General features: G+C 39.9%; 16 protein-coding genes. 7 read left to right on the top strand and 9 right to left on the bottom strand.

All coding sequences use genetic code 11. The features are described 5' to 3' along the window. Positions 1-6: 6 nt before the first annotated feature. Genes B9A58_RS10130 through nqrE form a run of 4 tightly spaced genes read left to right on the top strand, consistent with a single transcriptional unit; the run spans position 7 to position 3357 of the window. Positions 7-1197: an NADH:ubiquinone reductase (Na(+)-transporting) subunit B gene (locus B9A58_RS10130; protein ID WP_084372731.1), complete on the top strand. Its 1191-nt coding sequence runs from the start codon at positions 7-9 to the stop codon at positions 1195-1197. Beyond that, positions 1184-1993: an NADH:ubiquinone reductase (Na(+)-transporting) subunit C gene (gene nqrC / locus B9A58_RS10125; protein WP_084372730.1), complete on the top strand. Its 810-nt coding sequence runs from the start codon at positions 1184-1186 to the stop codon at positions 1991-1993. The genes B9A58_RS10130 and nqrC overlap by 14 nt, the downstream gene beginning before the upstream one ends. A gap of 43 nt (positions 1994-2036) precedes the next feature. Beyond that, a complete protein-coding gene (locus B9A58_RS10120) occupies positions 2037-2720 on the top strand; it encodes an NADH:ubiquinone reductase (Na(+)-transporting) subunit D (protein ID WP_084372729.1) in 684 nt (227 codons plus the stop codon). Positions 2721-2745: 25 nt separating this feature from the next. After that, entirely contained in the window at positions 2746-3357 is a 612-nt protein-coding gene (gene nqrE / locus B9A58_RS10115) for an NADH:ubiquinone reductase (Na(+)-transporting) subunit E (RefSeq protein ID WP_084372728.1), read from the top strand. A gap of 58 nt (positions 3358-3415) precedes the next feature. Here the strand turns inward: nqrE and B9A58_RS10110 are convergent, their stop codons facing one another. The 3 genes from B9A58_RS10110 to B9A58_RS10100 all read right to left on the bottom strand — a co-directional run bounded on the left by B9A58_RS10110 (position 3416) and on the right by B9A58_RS10100 (position 8468). After that, positions 3416-5284 (bottom strand): hypothetical protein, encoded by a 1869-nt coding sequence (locus B9A58_RS10110; protein ID WP_084372727.1) that lies wholly within the window; start codon positions 5282-5284, stop codon positions 3416-3418. A 224-nt stretch (positions 5285-5508) separates the two neighbouring features. After that, the gene (locus B9A58_RS10105; RefSeq protein ID WP_084372726.1) at positions 5509-8145 is read right to left on the bottom strand and encodes an ABC transporter permease; all 2637 of its coding nucleotides are present in this window, start codon (positions 8143-8145) and stop codon (positions 5509-5511) included. Beyond that, complete coding sequence (locus B9A58_RS10100) at positions 8142-8468, bottom strand: PadR family transcriptional regulator (protein WP_176214744.1); 327 nt, start codon at positions 8466-8468, stop codon at positions 8142-8144. The genes B9A58_RS10105 and B9A58_RS10100 overlap by 4 nt, the downstream gene beginning before the upstream one ends. A gap of 169 nt (positions 8469-8637) precedes the next feature. Here B9A58_RS10100 and B9A58_RS10095 point away from each other — a divergent pair, with 169 nt between their 5' ends. Further along, positions 8638-9183 (top strand): hypothetical protein, encoded by a 546-nt coding sequence (locus tag B9A58_RS10095; protein WP_139793828.1) that lies wholly within the window; start codon positions 8638-8640, stop codon positions 9181-9183. 3 nt (positions 9184-9186) lie between these two features. On the opposite strand, the gene B9A58_RS10090 is transcribed toward B9A58_RS10095, so the two are convergent. From B9A58_RS10090 to B9A58_RS10080, 3 genes are all read right to left on the bottom strand, one after another. Next, entirely contained in the window at positions 9187-9675 is a 489-nt protein-coding gene (locus B9A58_RS10090) for a hypothetical protein (RefSeq protein ID WP_084372723.1), read from the bottom strand. 188 nt (positions 9676-9863) lie between these two features. Continuing rightward, positions 9864-13472, bottom strand: a complete 3609-nt coding sequence (locus B9A58_RS10085) for a metallophosphoesterase (RefSeq protein ID WP_176214743.1) — start codon at positions 13470-13472, stop codon at positions 9864-9866. A gap of 50 nt (positions 13473-13522) precedes the next feature. Then, on the bottom strand, positions 13523-14419 hold the full coding sequence (locus tag B9A58_RS10080; protein WP_139793827.1) for an SdiA-regulated domain-containing protein: 897 nt from the start codon (positions 14417-14419) through the stop codon (positions 13523-13525). Positions 14420-14550: 131 nt separating this feature from the next. Here B9A58_RS10080 and B9A58_RS10075 point away from each other — a divergent pair, with 131 nt between their 5' ends. Next, a complete protein-coding gene (locus B9A58_RS10075; RefSeq protein WP_084372720.1) occupies positions 14551-15774 on the top strand; it encodes a Pycsar system effector family protein in 1224 nt (407 codons plus the stop codon). A 98-nt stretch (positions 15775-15872) separates the two neighbouring features. Here B9A58_RS10075 and ppk1 read toward each other — a convergent pair whose 3' ends face one another. Further along, complete coding sequence (gene ppk1 / locus B9A58_RS10070; protein WP_084372719.1) at positions 15873-17969, bottom strand: polyphosphate kinase 1; 2097 nt, start codon at positions 17967-17969, stop codon at positions 15873-15875. Between the two features lie 147 nt (positions 17970-18116). On the opposite strand from ppk1, the gene B9A58_RS10065 reads away from it, so the two are divergent. Beyond that, positions 18117-20492, top strand: coding sequence for a hypothetical protein (locus B9A58_RS10065; RefSeq protein ID WP_084372718.1), 2376 nt, complete (start codon positions 18117-18119; stop codon positions 20490-20492). 59 nt (positions 20493-20551) lie between these two features. On the opposite strand, the gene B9A58_RS20715 is transcribed toward B9A58_RS10065, so the two are convergent. After that, positions 20552-20683, bottom strand: a complete 132-nt coding sequence (locus tag B9A58_RS20715) for a hypothetical protein (RefSeq protein ID WP_262501986.1) — start codon at positions 20681-20683, stop codon at positions 20552-20554. A 48-nt stretch (positions 20684-20731) separates the two neighbouring features. Beyond that, positions 20732-21298 carry a DNA-3-methyladenine glycosylase I gene (locus B9A58_RS10060; RefSeq protein ID WP_084372717.1) on the bottom strand — a complete coding sequence of 189 codons (567 nt, stop codon included), beginning with the start codon at positions 21296-21298 and terminating at the stop codon, positions 20732-20734. Positions 21299-21313 lie beyond the last annotated feature (15 nt).

The following is a 21313-nucleotide window of genomic DNA, read 5'->3' as shown; positions in this document are numbered from 1 at the left end:
GAATCGATGAAATTTATAGAAGACATATTTGCGAAGGTTCGCCCCAACTTTGAAAAAGGTGGTAAGTGGGAGAAGTTTTTCTATATATACGAAGCGCATGAGACGCTCTTTCTAGCACCTAACAGCACAACAAGTGCAAAAGGTGCTCAGATCAAGGATGCGATCGACATGAAACGTATGATGATGACAGTGATCATTGCTATGCTACCCTGTTTATTGTTTGGTATATGGAATGCAGGACATCAGCACTACCTGGCTGTAGGTCAGGTGGCTGATTTGGCTAGTGAAATCTTATTAGGAGCAACGCTAGTTGTTCCTATCTTGATCGTCTCATATTCAGTAGGTCTGGGGATAGAATTTACATTTGCTACTATTAGAAAACATGAAGTAAACGAAGGGTTCTTGGTGACAGGGATGTTGATTCCTTTGGTGATGCCTCCTACCATTCCATTGTGGCAAGTAGGTTTGGCTACAGCTTTTGCTGTTATCATTGGTAAAGAAGCTTTTGGAGGAACAGGGATGAACATCTTGAATGTGGCATTGACCGCAAGAGCTTTCTTGTACTTTGCTTACCCTTCGCAAATTTCTGGAGATGTTTGGTCTTACTTAGGTAGCGATCAGGCAGTAGCCGGATTTTCAGGTGCGACACCACTAGCCATAGGAGCAGCAGCTGTAGAAGCTGATCAGTCCATGCTGAGTATGATGGCCGACACTTGGTCTGAAGGGCTCTATAGTTTCAATAACTTATTCATGGGTATTATCCCTGGGAGTATAGGCGAGACCTCTACTTTGATGTGTTTGATTGGTGCTGCTATACTGATTATGACTGGCGTAGGTAGCTGGAAAATCATCACAAGCGTATTTGCAGGGGCATTCGTGATGGGAACGATTTGTAACATGCTTGGAGCTAATGAATACATGTTGCTGCCAGCACACTATCACTTGGTGATTGGCGGCTTGGCTTTTGGTGCAGTTTTCATGGCATCTGACCCTGTCACAGCCACACAGACTGAAACTGGAAAGTGGGTTTACGGATTCCTTATTGGAATGCTTACCGTAATCATAAGAGTATTTAACCCAGCCTACCCAGAAGGGATCATGCTGGCAATTTTATTAATGAACGTATTTGCTCCACTGATTGATTATTACGTGGTAGCTGCTAACAAGAAAAGGAGGTTGAAACGTGCAACGGTCTAATTTATACATTATCGTATTTTCTGCCATACTAACAATAGTATTGGGCGGATTGTTATCAGGGACTTCAGTAGTACTGAAGCCATTGCAGAACAAGCAAGTAGAATTGGATACCAAAAAGAAGATTTTGGGTGCAGTTATGGATATCTCCAACATAGAAGAGGCCAGTGAAATTTTGGCGCTTTATGATAAAAGAGTGACTTCCACGGTAGTAGATATCAATGGAGAGTTGATGGAAAAGGATGCAAAAGGCAATCCATTAGTTGCTGAAAAAATCGACTTCCAAAAGAACCACAACAAATTCAAGAAGGATGTTGAGGCTAGACCGTACCCAGTTTTCATGTATATGAAAGAAGATGGTTCTGGAGTAGATGCTTATATTTTTCCTATGTTCGGTGCGGGTCTCTGGGATTGGATTTCGGGATTTGTAGCTGTGGATGCTGATTTGAATACGGTTCGTGGGGTGGCATTTGACCACAAGTCAGAGACTCCAGGTTTGGGAGCAAGAATTACTGATGAAGCGGTAAAAGCAAGGTTTGTTGGTAAGAAATTATATGACGCTTCTGGAGCTTTACAATCTGTAAACATGATAAAAGGCGAAAAGGGAGAACCACTAGATGATCACCATATTGATGGAATGTCTGGTGCGACATTGACTGGTAAAGGATTGAACGCCATGTTGAAAGATTACTTTGGATACTACGGTTCTTTTATAGAAAGGACTAAAAATTCAAATCAGCCAGTAGCAGAAGTAATAGAACCTGTGATGGATGAGGAGGCAGAAGAAACTGCAGAATAAATAAAGAATTGATTGGGCTTGGCCCATTTAAAAATATAATACAATGAGTACAGAAACTTTGGAACAAGCGATAGTAAAAGAGCCAGCAGAGCCTTTATTGTCGAAGAGAAGGAAGAAGTTCATCACTGATCCGCTCAACGATGACAATCCGATTACCATACAGGTATTGGGTATATGTTCGGCACTGGCTGTAACGGTGAAAATGGAGCCAACCTTGGTGATGTCTATTGCCGTGTTGTTTGTGATTGTGTTTTCAAACTTGATTATCTCTTTGATGAGAGACATCATCCCTGGTAGAGTTAGGATTATTGTTCAGTTAGCTATTGTGGCTACTTTGGTTACCCTAGTTAGTGAAGTGCTCAAAGCTTATCTGTTCGATATGTACAAAGTACTTGGTGCGTTTGTTGGGCTCATTATTACCAACTGTATTGTGATGGGTAGATTGGAGGCATTTGCCATGGCAAATAAAGCTTACGATTCTGTATTGGATGGATTGGGAAGTGGATTCGGGTATGCCTGGATCATTTTAACAGTGGCTTTCTTCAGAGAATTGTTTGGGTCAGGAACTGTGTTTGATGTTCCAGTTTATGCCTCTATTTCTGAATGGACTGGTGGATTAATCAATATCCAAACCAACGGATTGATGGTAGATTCAATAGGTGCCTTCATGGTGCTGGGTATATTGATTTGGATTCAAAGAACTAAAAACGGATACGTAGAACACTAAGCCAACGAGCTAAAAGAGATTTAAAATGGAAGCATTTAATATATTCATCAAAAGCGCATTTATCGACAACATGGTGTTCGCATACTTCTTGGGTATGTGTTCGTTTTTGGCGGTATCTAAGAAAGTATCAACAGGTCTTGGACTTGGAGCGGCAGTTATCTTCGTATTGACGATCACAGTGCCAATCAACTGGCTACTTCAGGAGTACGTGTTGAGAGAAGGAGCCTTGGTTTGGCTCAATAGTAGCTTTGAAACCATCGATTTGAGTTTCTTACAGTTCATCATGTTTATCGCAATTATTGCGGCCATGGTACAGCTGGTAGAGATGATCATTGAAAAAGTATCACCCTCACTTTATGGCTCACTGGGTATTTTCTTGCCTTTGATCGCGGTAAACTGTGCCATCCTTGGTGCGTCACTTTTCATGGTACAGCGGGACTATAGCATTGTTGAAGCCACAGCTTACGGAGCGGGGTCTGGATTTGGTTGGTTCTTGGCTATTGTAGCTTTGGCCGCCATCAGAGAGAAACTGAAATACTCAAATGTACCCAATGGATTGAAGGGATTAGGAATCACCATGATCCTTACTGGGTTGATGGGAATTGCCTTTAAATCCTTTATCGGAATTGTGCTTTAAGCAAATAAAAAATTAATTTGAAACTGAAAGTCCTGCCAAAGGCAGGACTTTTTTTGTTTTAAAAAGGAATAATCTCTGGAGCTTTAAAATTAAAGTCTCGAATGCCTACACTTGCTGCAGTTGCAAGATTGATCATGCCGTATGAAGCATTGATTGGTGTACTTGGATAATAGCCAAATCTAACTTGAATGGTTGAAAATGCTAAGTTGTCATTTCTTAGGCGTATGCCTCCACCCAGTCCAAGAAAATGGTCTGTACCAAAAAAATCATTTTCACTGTTTTTTGTCACTGTGTAATCCAGAAAACCAAATGCTGCCATTCGAAACTCTAAAAAATTAATTGGGGTAAACATGACGGTTTCTAGTTTGATATTGACCTTGGAAGTAGCACGATGATAGTAGCCCCTTACTCCTCTGATGCCAATGTCACTTTGTGAATTCAAAATGTATTCTTCATCAGGGATTATTGCCTGACTAAAAGTAAAATCAACAAACTGTCTTAGTTTCACTTGATTGATAGTGAGCAAAGGAGTAAAATAATCTATGCCCAGCTTAAGAATCCCATTTTGATAAGTGGTTTCTTCGTAGATATCTTCTTTTATTTTGATAAAACTACCAAGTGATATGATGCCATTGAGATACCCTATTTTGCCAACATACCCTCCTCTGGCGTAATTGTATCCTACATATAGCCTGGTTCTAAATTCTGTAGTCTGTATGCCAGTTACGATGCCCAAAGCACTACCTGTCGGAATATCCTCAGTTCGTCCAAATTGTAAAATAAACCTATCCTTATAGTAGTTTCTAGCACTTACGCCAATACTAAGGAGATAGGTATTTCTGTCATGATATCTATAATTTGTATCCGCACTAATCACAGGTTGATCATAAAAGTCTTGATGCTCTACGCCAGCAGATGCCACTATATTAGTCAGTGCGTCCACACCAAAGAATTGTGATTTGATTTTTGTTTGAAATGCTCGACCCACCCATAGATTGGCATAGTTTCGATTGTAACTGTATGTCGTGGTGGTGTCAGTCATGGGCTGATAATTGTACTCACCAAATTCATATTTATTCAGAGAAGCTCCTCCTGCATATTTGGTTTGTTGGGTCACAAAATCACGTTCGAGATTTGCGCCAGCCCCTGTTCGAAGAAAGTGATGGGAGTAGTTCAATTCTCCATCAATGAAAGTACCTGAGATATTGGCCACTCTATAAAAGAAGTCTGATCCACCATTTCTAATGTAGTCATATTCAAATTCGTGACCAATGCCTCCTATATTGATAGAGGTGATACCAAACATAGCGTCATTGTCGTTGTTTGGACTTAATATTAAACTATACGGAAATACATCCTGTGTAACAACGGCAATGTCGGCCTGATCGTCACCTGGTCGTTCATTGACCATCACACGCGCTTCTTTTATATATCGAAGTCTACGAATAAGACGCTCTGAGTCTACCAGGTCTTCGGGGTTTATTCTATCTCCACTTTGGAAAGTCAGATTTCGTCTAATTACCCAATCGCGGGTATATACATGCGCTTTGTTAATGGGTTTCGAAAACTTAGATGGCTTGTATATGGTGGTATCCTTTACAGTAGCTCCGAAAATGGGCAAGTGTTTGTATCTAATAGCCGAAATGCTCTCCCTCTCGTAAGGAGTAAAGCGCTGTTCGTGAAATTCTTCTGTCCTTGGACTAGAGCTGTTTTGCGAGAACATATAGTCGTACATCACGTTGGCCAACTTGGACTTACTCATTTTGGTTTCTACTCTGCGATAAAATTCTTGGGTGCGCTCCATGTTATTTTTTCGAATATAGAAGTCTGTAGTGTCTGGGAGAATGAATATGGTATCCACTCTTGCGTAATAGGCTTCGTCATGTATGAATAGAAATCTATCTGCTTTCACCCTGATCGTATCCATTTTTGCGTTAGGTTTCGTATTAAATGTACGGGTTTGACCAAGCACGGGAAGTGTAGGAAGGCAAAGAAATAAAACAAAAATTAGGGCAATGTGCTTCACTCAGTAGTCAGTTTAGTTTGCTCAAGGCGTAGCATTTAATTAATTGTACAAATTAAGAAAAGATCAAAAAAGAAGACCTCTAAAAATTAGAGGTCTTGCAATAAAGGTAATATTATTTTCAACGACTATTCATATCGTAAATTGTCAACAGGATTGAGTTTGGCCGATTTGATGGTTTGGGAGAATACAGTGATCGAACCGAGCAAAGAAAGAATCAAAATACTGGAAAGAATCTCCATCAAGCCAATGGTTCTGTTATAAAAAATGATCTGCTGCAGCATAAACTCATAAAACGCATAGGCTAGAGGTATGGTAATCATAAGTGCTAGCAGCATCAGTTTTAAAAAACCCCGCGATAGATGACGTGTAAGTTGAGGAACCGAGGCGCCCATTACTTTTCGAATCCCGATTTCTTTCACTTTGTTTTCCATGGTAAATACGACCATCCCCAGCAAGCCAAGACATGCAATACTGACAGCCAAGAAACTCAGAAAACCGAACATCTTGATTGGGTTTTTGAGCTGATCATACATGGCATTAAGCTTATCTTCCAAGAATGTGAATTCGTATGGGATTAGATCGTTTAGCGTTTCCCATTTTTGTTCAAACTTTGTTGCGGTTTCAAAAACATTCTGAGTGTCCACCTTTAATGTGGCAAATGAAAACTGACTAGGGTCATACCGGAAAAAGAAGGGTTGAATTTGTTTCATCACGGGCAAATGATTGAAATCGTCCACCACTCCTATGACTCGTGCGGTGAGCTCATTCGGCAGTTCAAATGTTTTATCCAATATTTCATTTTCAGGCAGTGCCATGGATTGAGCAAAGGTCTGGTTGACAATAATTTGTATTTCACTCTCCTGATTAAGGTTCTCAATAAATGAATGGCCTTGTACTAACTTAAAATCCATCAAATCCAGAAATGAATTATCCACAAACATTTGATGAACAGCGATAGAATCTTCCACCTGATAAGTTTGAACCCAAACTTCATTATTCGAGCCCGTACCAGGAATTCCTGAAGAAAAAGCTATTTCAGATACTTCGGGAAAATTGGAATACTCGTGCGCAATGATCTCTGGTTCAATACCATGCAATGGCAAGATTACTTTTCCCTTCTCGTCGAATCCTTTGTCGTAGTTCATGGAATGATAATACTGTGAAATCATCGCAATAGCACCAAAGATGAAAAACGTTGAAAGACAAAATTGAAATACTGTAAGACCATTTCTGAGTTTTGACTTGAATAAGACTCCTGCTTTTCCACCACCCTTCAGAGACGAAATGGCCTTCATTTTGGAGAAATACGTGGCGGGTATTATGCCTGCCAAAAGGCTTGTAAAAACGGCAAAGCCAACAAATGCGATCATGACCTGAAGGTTTATGCTCAAGTCTAGCATTTCCGCGCCAATGATCATGGACAGATATTCTTCTCGTATAATAGTGAATATATAAATGGCTCCAACTAGAGCAATGGACGTAATGATGAAGGTTTCAAAAATGAACTGAATGAATATATCCCGTCGTCCGCCACCTACTACTTTTCGCATGCCAATCTCTTTAGATCGTTTTAGTGCACGCGCCATAGATAGATTGGCATAATTGAAGCAGGCAGGTGCCAGAATAATTAGTGTCAGAAGAATAAAGAAGGCCATGGTCAGTCGGTCAAATGAGGGCCCAATGGAGTAGTTGATATTTTCACCCGCCGCGATATTGGTGACTGGCTGTAAATTCAATTCAATGGTTTCATCCTGATTAGACAATTCTTGAGCAATTTGATCCAATGGAGTCTGGATTTGGTCAAGCGTTGTACCTTCATTGAGCAGGAGGTAGGTATAGCTATTGGTATAAAAACGATAGTCCTCAAATCGCTTATTGAGTCCTGGCTCTATGGCCGCTAAGGTGCTATAAGAAACCAATGATTCAAACTGCATGTGAGAAGCGCCCGGGTAGTCCTTCATTATGCCTGTCACTTGAAATGTTCCCTTATGTGCTAGTTCTATGGGGTTTCCAATCACTTGGGTATGCCCAAAGAGTCGCAAGGCCGTTTTTTCAGTTAGAATAATGCTAAAGGGTTGCTGAAGGGCTGTAGACTCATTGCCTGCCAATAGTGGAAAAGTGAAAATTTTCAAGAATGCAGGAGGTACATACATACCTGAAATTGGCAGCGTGTTTTGATTAATTTTTACCTCACCAGAAAAACCGTCATTGATTCCTACTACTTCCTCTATTTGGTTGGTGTATGATTTCAAGTGATCATGTACATAAGGTGCTGTAGTGGCAAACTTGTCGTTGACTTGATTATTAATCACCAGTGTGTTGATAGTAAAGATTCGATCCTTTTTGACATGAAACAAATCGAATTGTCGCAAACTATAAAACATAGTAATGCTGAGCAGGCAGATGGACATGCCCAGAGACAATCCAAGGATATTGATAACGGAAAAAGATCGATGTCTGATCAACGTACGGATTGAGACTTTGAAAAAATTGTAAAGTAGGGCTGGGGATATACTACTGGCGCGGTAGGAATATGCTGCATTAGCTTTTCTTGATTTTAGTGCGTAAGAAAAAATGAGCGATAGCACTTGCTTCCAAAAAAGTCTATTGGCTTTTGATTTACCATATATCTCCAAGTTGGAAAAATATATTTCTTCCATGTCTCCATAGAGGTCTTCGACCATGGCACTACCGCAAAACCAGTGAAATAGTTTAGATGCAAATTTTGGGGGTTGTTGAGTGTTTTGACCGAGATTTTTCATTGTGATGAGAGTTTTAGGTTAGACAATTGCCACAACTCATCACGTAGAGATTTCATTTCTGAAAGTCCTTGTTTTGCAGATGCAGTCAGTTGAAAGAATCGCTTGCGCCTACCTCCTCTTTCGTTTGTGGGCTCTCCGAGATAGGAAGTTATAAATCCTTTTTCAGTCAGCCTAGTAATTGTAGAGTGCAAGGCACCAATGCTGATTTTACGATTAGCTCTATGCTGGATATCTTCTAAAACAGCCACGCCATAAGCTTCATCTCCGAGAGTTGCGATAGTGAGAAGTACTAATTCTTCGAATTCGCCAATGTGTCCCTTCATAATGTATGAGTTTTTTGAGTTTTCAATTACTACATACGAAGGTAATCTTTATTAGTTTCTATATATGAGAAGATATAAAAAAGATTGGCCTATTCACTAATCCAATCAAAGAATGACGATTTACTTTGGTTTGATGGGATTATATGTAATTTCGTGCAAAAAAAAAGACATGAAGAAAACGATCCTTGCCTTAGGCCTTACACTACTTATCATCTCTATGGGTTATTCAAAGCCAGGAAGAGGTTCTTACAAAACTGCTGACATGACAACCTTGGGACTTGGTGTTGGTCTGACTTATGGAGGTATAGGAGGAAAGCTAACTCACAATTTTGGAGAGAGTTTGGGTGTAATGGCTGGTTTGGGTTATAATTTCGATGGTGCAGCGTATAACTTAGGTATGCAGTTTTATATTCCAAGCAAAACAAAAGCTCAAGGATATGTAAGTGCTATGTATGGAACGAATGGAGTAATTCTAGTAGAAGATACGTATGCCGGCAATCTGAGCAACTCTTATCAGGGGGTCTCTTTTGGTTTTGGTGTCAACTTGAGATCTAAAAGAACCAAGGGCAACTTTTTAGAACTGGGATTGATTGTTCCCGTTCGTTCGTCTGAATTCAACGAAGACTGGGATGCGCTTAAAAATATACCTGGACTAGATACGACAGACCCTTGGCCTGTGCTGATAAATATTGGTTACAACTTCAGATTGGGTTAATCCTTAATTTTTACTTTCAATTGGCCGATAAATCATCACTTTTCCTTTGGTCACATGGTTTAAATTGAAATTGCTTACACCAACTTTTTTCCCCCAGTCACTGGTATTTTGGTGTGCAATTTCATAATCCTTATCTGCGTTTACCTTATAGACTATAGCGGTGTGCTGACCCATAGATGAGCTGTATGAGGTATTGCCAACTGTCCATTTCATTTGTACATTTTCAAACTGGATCAGGTCTCCTGGCAAGACCTCTTCCTTGTTTGGATTCAATTTTCTGCCGTAAATGGTCACGGTCTTCATCGAGCTTCTGTCGAAATAGGCTCCAGAGTAGGCAAGTGCTCCAGCAGCCAAATCCCAGCACTCTCCTCGTGCCACTTTGGTTCCCATTACTGAATCCACATAAGTTATGATTTTGGCATTTAAGTCAGGTAATTCCCCTTTGAAGGTAAAGAATGAGAGCGCAAAGAGAAGGAGTATAGATTTCCACATGACATTGTTTATTTTGATTGATAAAATTGTACGATTTATCTACTATTAAAGATGTACAAAAATTGTCGGACAACCAGTATCAAGTAACATTTGCTGGTTGCCTGAGTATTGGTGAAATGCTGTTTTTGGTTTCATTTTCTTGACAACTGCACTATTCTTCGCCACAATCCCAAGGTGGGGCTATACTTTTAAAAGAAAAAGCCAAAATCAAAAGAAATCAAGTTCTCTTCGGGTGAGAAAGCGTATGACAAAGAGGCCGCAACTTTACTAAGAGGCGCTACCCAAAGACCGAATCCCGCTGAGCGATGCCATTGATCTGAGTGCTCACTAGCCCAAATTCGACCTACATCATAGAAACCATGCACACCCAGTTTTCCTGGAAACAGAATGGAAGAGAAGTCGAGTAGTTTCAGTCTTAGGTCTACATTCTGGTAAAAACTCGTTCGCCCATAGAAGCGCGTTTTCCTATAGCCTCGTAAATTACTTCTGCCACCCAAGGTATTGGCATTATAAAACTCATCAAGGGCGAAATCACCAAAATTGTGCGCATAGCCTGTACGAGAAGCAAGGGTTACAATCGCGGGAAATTGAAAACTATAGAATAGCGCTAGATTAGAGTGAAGGTGCGTAAAGTCCGTGGAGTTATCTTTAAGACCTTGATAGCTGGAAACTTCAGATTCCCAATAGAGCCCCCTGGAAGGAAATAACTTCACATCTCGCGTGTCAAATTCTAATGTCGAAAACAAACCTCCATAGTGTCTGCGATCGTCAAAAAGCTCGTCCGTATTGAATTCACTAAATCCTGGTGAAGTGATGAATGTGCCTTCATTTTCTTCTATTTCTATTGTTTTTTGATGCAAACCTAGGGCGAATTTACCAACGTTCCCTATTTCATTATTGATCGAAAGGAAAAGGGAATAATCTTCCACTCGCAGACGATAGTAGTCAATTCCTCTATCTACATCGTAGACTGACTCATTGCCAAGCCCAAAAAAGTTATTAACCTCTGGCTTTTTGATATCAACCAAGGCTTCAAGATTCCATTGACCAAATACGTTATTGAATTCACCTTTGTACTCGATATTGAATGCTCCGGTAGCTATGGCCACATCGGCAAGCAATCTATGCCTTGAGGCGAAAGGATCCTTTCGCCAACCATGCTGTGTATACATAAACCCACCACCCAAAAAGATGCCATCATCACGGTTGTACGAGCCATAGACCAAAGGCATGAGTACATCATATTTGAATTCGTATTTGTTGTAATCATTGACACTGGAGTTGTTGCTGAGTCTGGATTTAAAACTGGCTTGATCGGAGGTGATAAGTGTGGTGTTTTTTCGATCATAAAGTTTTATATTTTGCGCTGATCTATTTGATACATCTAAAATTTCATCATCACCCTCACCACCAATTATTCTTACCCTGACTTTGCTTTTGATGTTTCCTGATATTTTAAACTCATCGTCATCGGCTAGACCATAAATTCTCACCTCTTTCGTTTCACTAGCGTGAAAAGCTCTATCATAAATGACCTGTTCAACCTTTCCTTTCTTTGAAATTTTATGAACAGTCAGCTGTAACTCTTCAGCACTGATATTTTTAATAAGAAACAACTCACTCTTGTCAGTGCCAACTACATTCACATTTTTGGCTAGGCTTTCATAAAATTCCAGAGCATAGTCCTGCAAATTGTCTCTTCGTGCCTTTAGGGTTTGAATGGTTTTTCCTCCCGTGAGCGCATACACATTTTCAGGCCACCTTTTGATTGCATTTTCTATGGATTCATCCGTCAGGCTGTCTTGAATAAGCTTGATCATCGTCAGCCAATCTTCTCTATCAGGTTCGTTCATAAAAATCCTATCAAAGAATCGTGCATTAAAATTGAATCCTGGCGCCCAGCGCACCTCATCATTGAAGCCCTCTATTTTGGCCATGGCCCATCTTCTACTTGCTATTTTAGGCAGAATGCCCTCATTCATAAAAAAGGTCTGATCGCGGTCTCTTGGAATGGGTCTATATAGCTTGCCTTTGTCCTTGTCGAAAGACGCCCAGCGCCACTGATCCTCATGTCTGTCCCAGTCCCCAATCACCATATCAAATAATCTATTGCGTAAGACAAATAGCTGATCTATACTATTGTCATTGTCATCCATGAGCTCTTCTTGCACATCAGGTGAACCAATCAAATCTTTTGAATAACCGAAATATTTGGCGTCAGACCAGTCGCCACTTGGGCGTTCTTCAAATAGTGCCAATTCATTGGCGAGCACTTCTCTGTATTTCCCGAAAGCACCATCATCTGGAATATAGACCAGCTGAGGATTGGTGTGGTATATGCCTACTGCATCAGCCATGGGCGGCACTACGTATGCACTGTACGGATGGCTGGAGCTGATCTGATCTTGAACCACACCCACAGCCAATGTTTCTTGAAGCACATGAGGGAGTGCTTTGTGTGCGTACTTTTCAACTGACCGCAGCACATATTGTTTTCCGTCTTTTGCCTCTAATCGAAGAGAATTGGTTTGCATGCCCCCGCCTCGTTTGACGACTTCAAGTCCACCTTTTTCTTCCACAATATTGAATATGGGAGCTTCCACTGGCATGCTCCAAACGTCTCTGTAATTCGATCCCATCCAAGAACGTTTGCGCTTCGAAGCTTGGTATTGTATGGAGGCAGCTGCCGTTTTTTTAGTTTCCTTGAAATCTGGTCTAGGGTAGTTGGCATTAGGATCTGGAGTATATTTGAATTGGTATAACTCGCTGGCATAAATTTGCTTTCCTTCATTGGATCCAACATCTGGAGTCCAAAATTCCAGAGAAGCGTTGGAGTTTTCATAACTCACTTTTCCAAAGCCCACTGATGAAGAACCATAGGATAAATACTTGCCATTTTCTTTTAAATAGGTAGTTTTTGAGCCAGATCCGCTAACCACATAATTCACCCCTTCTTTCTGAATATGCTGCAGTGAATGTTCGTGACCAGCTGCGTAGATCGTGTTGGGATATTCTTTTAGGAAAGCTTCCAGGGCATTTCTAATGGTTTTATACTCTGGATGAGGGATGTCCTGAATCGATCCGGCCGTTGCTCGATATACTGGATAAATGGATCCAATGAGGGGCAGGGGCAGCAGCAGGTTGTCATTGAATTCTGTCAAAGGAAAAAGATGCGACTTCAGAGGAAACTTTCCACCATGCAGGCCATAGCTATATAGTGGATGATGAGAGGTCAGAATGACGTGATAATTTTTGTGCTTATCGAGTAAGGAAGAAATATCTACCAGTACATCAATTGGCTCAGTTCTGTTGAGGGGGTCGTCTTCAAGTGGCTTTTCCCAGGCGTGTAGCATCCATTGCATGTCGAAGACGATGAGATATAATCCATCTGCCAGTTTTATTTCTTCCGGGCCAGGTTCTGCATGTTTTGGATAAAAGACTTTTTTGCTGTCGAAGTATTTTTTGACAAACTTCTCTTGCTGGGTAATGTGACTCCAACCCTCCTTTTTCCCTTTGGCCCAGTCGTGGTTGCCAGGAATTACAATTGTTCGTCCTTTAAACCCTTTAGTGATTTCAAATTGAAGTTTCAACTTTTCTTCTGCTTCCTTTCTGTTTGGATGCGCTTTGGGCGGCAAGCCTTTTGGGTAAATGTTATCCCCAAGGAAAATAAGAGTCGCGTTTTTTCCAGCAGACTTCAGCTGTTCGGACAGTGCCGAAAGGTTGTCCTTAGCCAAGGACGGTTCGCCCGCGTCACCTATTAAGAAGACCTGATGCTTGGTGGTAGGCGACTGAGCCATTGCGAAGCAGGTAAGCCCTAGGGCGAGAGTCAATAAAAAAGGTCTAACCATTACTTCATATTAAATTTTAAAATATAGCCTTTATCTCCTTGTCCTTCGCTAGATATAAACAGGTCGCCATTAGGGGCAAAGCAGATTCCTTCTGGCTGACCGAGTAGCCTGGGGTCAAGAGGAATACTCCCTTTGATTTTCCCTTTGCGATCAGTAATCAACATCAACTTGCCGATAGAAGCTATGATATAAAAATGACCATTAATGGGATGAAGGGCAATTCCAGATGGTTTGAAATTAATTCGGTTTTCTTCGTATTCAAAGTCTTTGTAAGTTTCTAAATAGTCTTTGACTTCATGCTTAGTAATGTTGAAGGCCTCTCTTTTATCGATTTCTTGGTTTTCCAAATCAAAATAATAAACAGATCGCCCTTTCTTTTTCTTGTCGTTAATCTCAGGATCGCCTTTGCAGGCCACTAGTAGTTTATTGACGATGGGATCATAGACCAAGCCTTCTACATCGTTATGTTTCTTAAGGTCAGTCTTGTACTTTTTCACTTGTTTTATTTCGCCAGAGCTTCCCAATTCAAATTTGTAGATATGCCCATTGCTCTCAGCTACATAAATTTTTTCACCATTAACAGCAATACCTTCATAATCTCCTGAATCAGCAAACCTGACTGTGTTTTCTATTTTACGTGTGTGATGATTATAAAAAAAAACTTTCCCGTCTTCGTCCTGCACGCAGGCGATGACACCTGGATTGTAGTAGGTCATGCCCGAAATCTCTTCTAGGACATAGGGGAGAAAATATTTTGCATCTGGTTTTGTCAGATTGTAATTAGTCAGCTCTTTAGGGGTATAATGGAACAGAGCCTCAGCTGTTGGGCGAGAGTTATATTGGCAGCCGAAGGTAACAGTCCAAAGGACAATGAGGCAAAATCTTGCTTTTGGCATGAGTTCTCGATTATATTGAGTGGGTTTTATCCCTAACACTAAAATTATGAAATGCGTTTGGTATGATACACCTCTAGCTTGGAATTTGTTTCAACTCATTTTTGTTAATTTGTAGTTTAACTAAAAAATAAATGGCAACGAAGACTTCGGTTCTAGCTCAAGTGGAAGAATATGTAAGTTCATCTCTAAAAAAAGAGTTGCCTGAGCATTTTTTGTATCATGACCTTGCACATACCCAAGAGGTGGTGAAGGCTGTGAAGCTAATTGCCAAGGGAGAGGGATTGAATGACGAAGATTTGGAGACCTTAGCAATCGCGGCCTGGTTTCACGATTTGGGACATATCAGAGATTGTGATTGTCACGAAAGGAAAAGTGCTGAAATTGCTCAAACATTCTTAGAGAAGAAAGATTTTTCGAAAGAGCGAATTGCACAGGTAGAGGGCTGTATCATGGCTACCATGATGCCTCAGCGACCACTCAATCTTATGCAGTCCATACTTTGTGATGCCGATCTTTATCACCTGTCAACGGATCAGTTCGAACCTCGTTCAAATTTACTCAGAAAAGAATGGGAAGAAATCAAGGAAGAAGAATTCAAAGATTCTTCTTGGAGAAAGATTAACGTAGACTTTCTAGGCGGTCATACGTACTTTACTGAATATGCCAGAAAAAACTTTGAGACAGGTAAACAAAAGAATTTATTAAAATTGAAGGAGCAAATTTCTAAAGGGAAGAAGATCAGAAATGCAGAGTTGAAAAAGAAAGTAGCCAGCTTGGAAAAAAAGCTGGAGAAAGCTGCTGCCAAAGAGAACAAACCTACTCGTGGTATAGAGACTATGTTTCGAACGACTTCGAAAAATCATTTGGATCTTAGTGCCATGGCCGACAATAAGGCCAACATCATGATTTCTATCAATTCGATCATTCTGTCTATTATCATTTCAGTCTTGATAAGAAAGCTGGAAGAATACCCGCATTTTATCATTCCCACGTTGATCATGACAGTGGTTTGTTTAGTGACTATTGTCTTGAGCATTTTGGCCACCAGACCCAATATTTCTAAAGGAAAATTCACGCAAAGTGATATTATGAATAAGCGAACCAATCTTCTGTTTTTTGGAAACTTCCATCAGATGAGTTTGGAAGAATATGAGTGGGGGATGAACGAGTTGATGAATGACAGCAACTACCTATATGGGAGTTTAATCAAGGATATTTATTATTTGGGTGCCGTGCTTGGTAAGAAATATAAAAGGCTGCGAGTGGCATACACTGTTTTCATGTTTGGCTTTGTGATCGCGGTTCTTTCTTTCATTGTGGCAGAAGTGTTTTTCAAAAACCAGTATATGTATTAGTTATAAGTCAGCGCTATTAGTAGAGGTTTTTACCTTATGATCAGATGCTACAGTATGTTTTTATTATATGGGTGAAATAATTCTTAAGGACGCTCTGTCTAGCTATTCTCTTCCCACTTCTTAACCATCTGATAAGTATCGACCTGAGCCTGATAGAGCTTTTCTCCTTTTTTTCTTTCTACCCTGATGTTGTTTTGTTTTTCATCGAGTGTGACTGCCTTGGTGTTGTCTTGAAGCTGAAGGTTCAGGATTTCTTTAACCTCCTGTTTCAGTTCTTGGTCATAAATAGGAAAGGTGACTTCTACACGACTTTTTAGGTTTCTTTTCATCCAATCAGCAGAGCCCATAAACAGTTCATCTTTGCCATTATTATTGAACCAGAAAACTCGCGAATGCTCTAAATAGCGTCCAACAATTCTTCTGACTGTAATGTTTTCGCTCATATCAGGAATACCAGGTATCAAACAACAAATACTCCTAACGATCATTTCAATTTTTACTCCAGCACGGCTTGCTTCATACAGCTTGTCGATCATGCCACGCTCCTCAATATTGTTTAATTTGATTATGATTCTGCCCTCTTTGCCTTTTTTCACATGATTAATCTCACGCTGAATCAGTACATTAAATGCCTCGACAATATTGAACTGTGACACCAAAAGGTGTTTAAAAGGTTTAGGTTGTTTCCTTTTGTAAAGGTATTTGAATAACTCATCTAACTCCTCGCCCATTTTGCTATGGCAGGTCAAGAGTCCGTGGTCACAGTAGATGCTGGCTGTTTTTTCGTTGAGATTGCCTGTCCCAAAGAAGCAATAAATTTTGTTGGTTCCTTCGTCAGTTTTCTTTTTGACCAAAGCCACTTTCGCATGCACTTTGAGGCCTGGAATGCTATAGATAATTCGGATGCCTTCTTTTTGCATCTTCTCAGCCCAAAGCAAATTGTTCTCTTCATCAAATCGCGCTTTGAGCTCAATGAATACCGTTACTTTTTTCCCGTTCTTAGCAGCCGAGATTAAGGCATTTCCTATCAAAGAATCTGAAGCCATTCTGTAGAAAGCTACTTTGATTTCAGCTACATGAGGATCAATGGCCGCTTGATTAAAAAATTGAAGAATATAATTGTAGCTGTGATACGGAAAATGCAGCATCTGATCTGACTCATCAATGGCTGTAAATATGGAACGGTGCCGATCAATTTTATGGTTTCTCAAAGGCTCTTGCGCTTCGAATTCCAATGAACCACCCACAGGGTTGGGAAAGTCCATAAAATCAAACAAGCTATGATATCTTCCGCCAGAAACCAGATCATCTTCTGATAAGTGAAATACATCCTGAAAGTTTTCTAAGAGTTCTGGTGACATCGTTTTATCAAAAAGAAAACGAGACGGGGTTCCTAGGTTTCTTTTTTGGATTTGCTTCTGGATTTTCTCTACGAGGTCACCACTAAACTCATCTTCAATATTCAGGTCTGCATCCTTGTTCATTTTGATACTCTTACATTCCAGTATTTCATAATCAGGAAACACAAAGTCCAAATGCATGGCAACTATGTCGTCAAGAAAGATGTAATGAAACTGAAATGTAGGTGAAGGAATTTTAAAAAATCGAGGCAGTCTATTTGAAGGAATATTTAGGAAGGCAAATTTGATGCCTTGAGAATATTTGCTTCTCAACTTTAGGGCAAAGTATAATTCTCTATTATTCAAAAAAGGTTCTCTTATAGCGCGATCAAAATGATAGGGCTGTAAGAAGGAAAGTACCTTTGTTTTGAAATAATAAAGACAAGATGCACGCTGATCTTCATTGAGCTGCTCTGGGGTAAGGATGAATATGCCATTCTTTTCCAGTTCTTTGAGCACGTTGTTTCGAAGAGCACTACCATACTCGTCCAGCTGAATTTGAATACGGGCGTGAATTTTATCCAGCAATTCGTCAGGCTCTATATCTAGTGCACGATTTATTTTTTTCTTACCAATCTCTACCAAGCGACGAATATTGGCTACTCTTACTCTGAAAAATTCGTCTTGGTTCGAGGAATAAATAGCCAGAAACCTCAGTCTTTCAAAGAGAGGTACTTCACTACTCTCAGCTTCTTTCAAGACCCTATAGTTGAAGGTAAGCCAACTTAAATCTCTGTTGAAATAAGTATTTACTACTTCCTGTGTCTGCTGTTCTGTATTCTGATTTGCTTCCAATGCCCTTTTTCAATTAAGAAAGAAATATAAGATAAACGCCATTCAATCCCTTAGAGATATAGGTGATATCTGTGTTAAATCTTTCAGACGTATTTGAAACTAAAGAATAAACGCTTGCGTTCGCAATAATGCCTTTTACATATAATTATGGATGCAAAATTAGATCAATGTGATGTAGCAATGGATTTTCCATTCGAATGCAAACTCAGTCTGACCAATTTGATTGGTTACTGGCAGGTTCGTACCAATGACCCAAACAAATTTTTGGCATCTACTGCCAAAACCATTATGAAGCAGGTCAATCAAGCACCAGAGCTCTTGGAGCCAATAGAAGACTTTGCACTCGTAGAGAAACACAGAGAAACTGTTGATCTGTTGATGACTGCGATCTTTTCGCCTTTCACAGAGGAAGAAGAAATGGTGTCTGCTATGACTCCTTTTAAAAAGGAAGACATTCATTCTACAAAGGCCTATAAGGATTTGATGGTTCAAGCGGGTTCATACGAAGCACTGCTCGACCCTGAGGAGATGGCTCAGATCATGCTACACAAGACCATGGCAGGGTATTTCGCTATCATGCAGATGTATTATGGTCTCACCATAGCATTGGATAAAGATATTATATATACGCTTTCAGATCAACGAACTGGCTTGAAGAGGTATTTTAAGATTACCATCAATCCTAAGTTCTGTGAAATCGTGCTTAAGGGTGATTTGCCAGAATTGTCAGAAGCAGATATTAAGTACCTGACAGATCACATAGATGATGCGGATGTTTGGATGGAAAAATTGCCCACTGAGTTATTTGAATTTCAAGGTTTGATTATTTTCAAACTCAATGAGGTCACAAAAGATCAGATACTTTCTCGAATGAAAGAGAATTTGCTCGAAAAAGATAGCATTACAGATGGGCAGAGTTTTGATGACCTAGAGCAAAAATTTCGTTCGTTGCTCCAGCTTTCAGATTTGAAATTGGGTATTTCTGGGTACCAAAAAAGCAAAAACAAATTTTTCAATTTTGGCGGTACAGCTAGAAGAAGCATTCTTATTGGAGATCATGAAAGAATTGATTGTCCTCATGCCACTGCGAATTTATTCGAACGATTTGCCAATCAGGCCGAGCCTATGGTGGTAGAGGATATGGCTGAGTGCTGCATGCCACTCAAGCCTCAATCAGAAATTTTGCAAGAGGTAGGCGTTCAAAACCTTATCCTGAATCCACTATTTTATAATGGGGAATTTGTAGGGTTGCTAGAATTGGCATCTCCAAACAAAGGAGATTTGAATGCCTTGACACTCACGAAAATAAGAGAGGTTTTACCACTTTTCGCTATTGCTGTGAAGCGTAGCTCTGAGGAATTGGAAAATAGCATTCAAAATTTGATCAAAGAGAAATACACTTCTATTCACCCAACTGTCGAATGGAAGTTTAACAATGCCGCTCACGAAATGCTTGATCAAATCAACAAACAAAAAAATGCCATAGCACCTCACATTGTTTTCAATGACGTCTACCCCTTGTATGCCGCTTCCGATATCAGAAACTCATCAGTGGAGAGGCATCAGTGTATTTACAAAGATTTGAACCGTCAGCTACAGTTGGCTAAAAAAGTATTGGGCAGAGCCATAGAACTCACCAATTTGCCCATACTTGATGAGACGATTTTCAGATTGGATAATTTCAGAAAGAAAATAAAAAACAAACTGGTGACGGGAGACGAATCTGTAATTCTCGAATTTCTTCAGCAAGAAGTAGAGCCAATCATCAGAAACATTGAGTCAAATCACACAGAAGACAAAGAATTTTCCAAGGCTTATTGGGAAGCACTAGATCCAAATATTGGCGTGGTGTACGAGCATCGTAAGAATTTCGAAGATAGCCTCACGGCCATCAATGATACGATAGGGAGTATTTTAGATCAAGAAGAAAAAAGCGCCCAAAAAATGTTTCCGCACTACTTCGAAAAATATAAAACGGACGGCGTAGAGCATAACATTTATATTGGTGCGTCTATGGTAGAGCATCTCAAATTCGATGAAGTATATTTGAGAAACTTGAGGTTGTGGCAGCTTGTGGTGACAGCAGAAATTGCAAACAAAACTGCAGCTATGGTTTCTGAGCTGGCTATGCCATTAGAAACAACACATCTTATTTTAGTACACTCAAATCCACTTTCGATTCGCTTTCGACAAGAAGAAAAGAAATTTGATGTAGATGGTGCTTATAATATTCGCTATGAGATTACCAAAAAAAGAATAGATAAAGCATTAGCAAAAGATACGCAAGAACGAATTACTCAACCAGGCAAAATTGCCATCATCTATTCACAAGAGAAGGATGCAGAAGAGTATCTGAAATATATTGATTACCTAAAAAGCAAAGATCTTCTGACAGGCAAAGTTGAACAACTGGAATTAGAAGAGTTGCAAGGGGTAAGTGGATTGAAGGCCTTAAGGATAGCAGTAAACACTGGCTCAGCATCTATTATGGATGAGGTCAAAAAGTTGCTGGAAGTAGTATAAACAAAAAATCCCACCTCGATAGCTATCGGGTGGGATTCATATCTTTTGAAGAAAGTTTCTTAACCTTCTTTTTCTTCTTTCTTGTTAGTGTTTCGGAAGTCAATAAATGAAACCGCCGCAGCGAAGCTAGCCAATACGATTACAATATTTACAAATAAATCTACTCCTGAAGTTACTGCTGGATTAAACATAATCTTGGTTCTTTTTAAATAACAAGGCGAAGATAAATAAGAATACAATCAACTCAAAAGTTCCTTGTATCTATAGCAGTCTGTGGTATGATCATTTACCAAACCAGTGGCTTGCATGTGTGCATACATGATGGTACTCCCAACAAATTTAAAGCCTCTTTTTTTCAGGTCTTTGCTCAACTCGTCAGATGCTGGAGTGGTAGCAGGTACCTCTTGTTTGGTTTTCCAGTGCCCTGTGATTGTTTTATCATTTACAAATGACCAAATATATTTTGAAAATGTACCAAATTCTTTTTGTACGTCAATAAAGTGTTTGGCATTATTGACAGCCGCTCGGATTTTTTGTTTATTTCTGATAATTGCAGGATTGGATATCAGAGATTCGATTCGAGCGTCATCAAACTTTGCCACTTTCTCCACTTCGAAATTGGCAAAAGCCTCCTGATAGCCTGCTCTTTTTTTTAATACTGTACTCCAGCTCAATCCTGCCTGAGCACTTTCAAGAATCATAAACTCGAAATGTACCTTGTCATCACGACTAGGCACGCCCCATTCATCATCATGATACTTTTCATATTCGTCAAAATGGCCTATGGCCCATTCACATTTGCACATATCGTTTAGATTATT

Source organism: Reichenbachiella faecimaris, from assembly GCF_900176375.1.
Taxonomy (GTDB): Bacteria; Bacteroidota; Bacteroidia; order Cytophagales; family Cyclobacteriaceae; genus Reichenbachiella; species Reichenbachiella faecimaris.
This window is presented reverse-complemented; position numbering and strand designations above follow the sequence as displayed.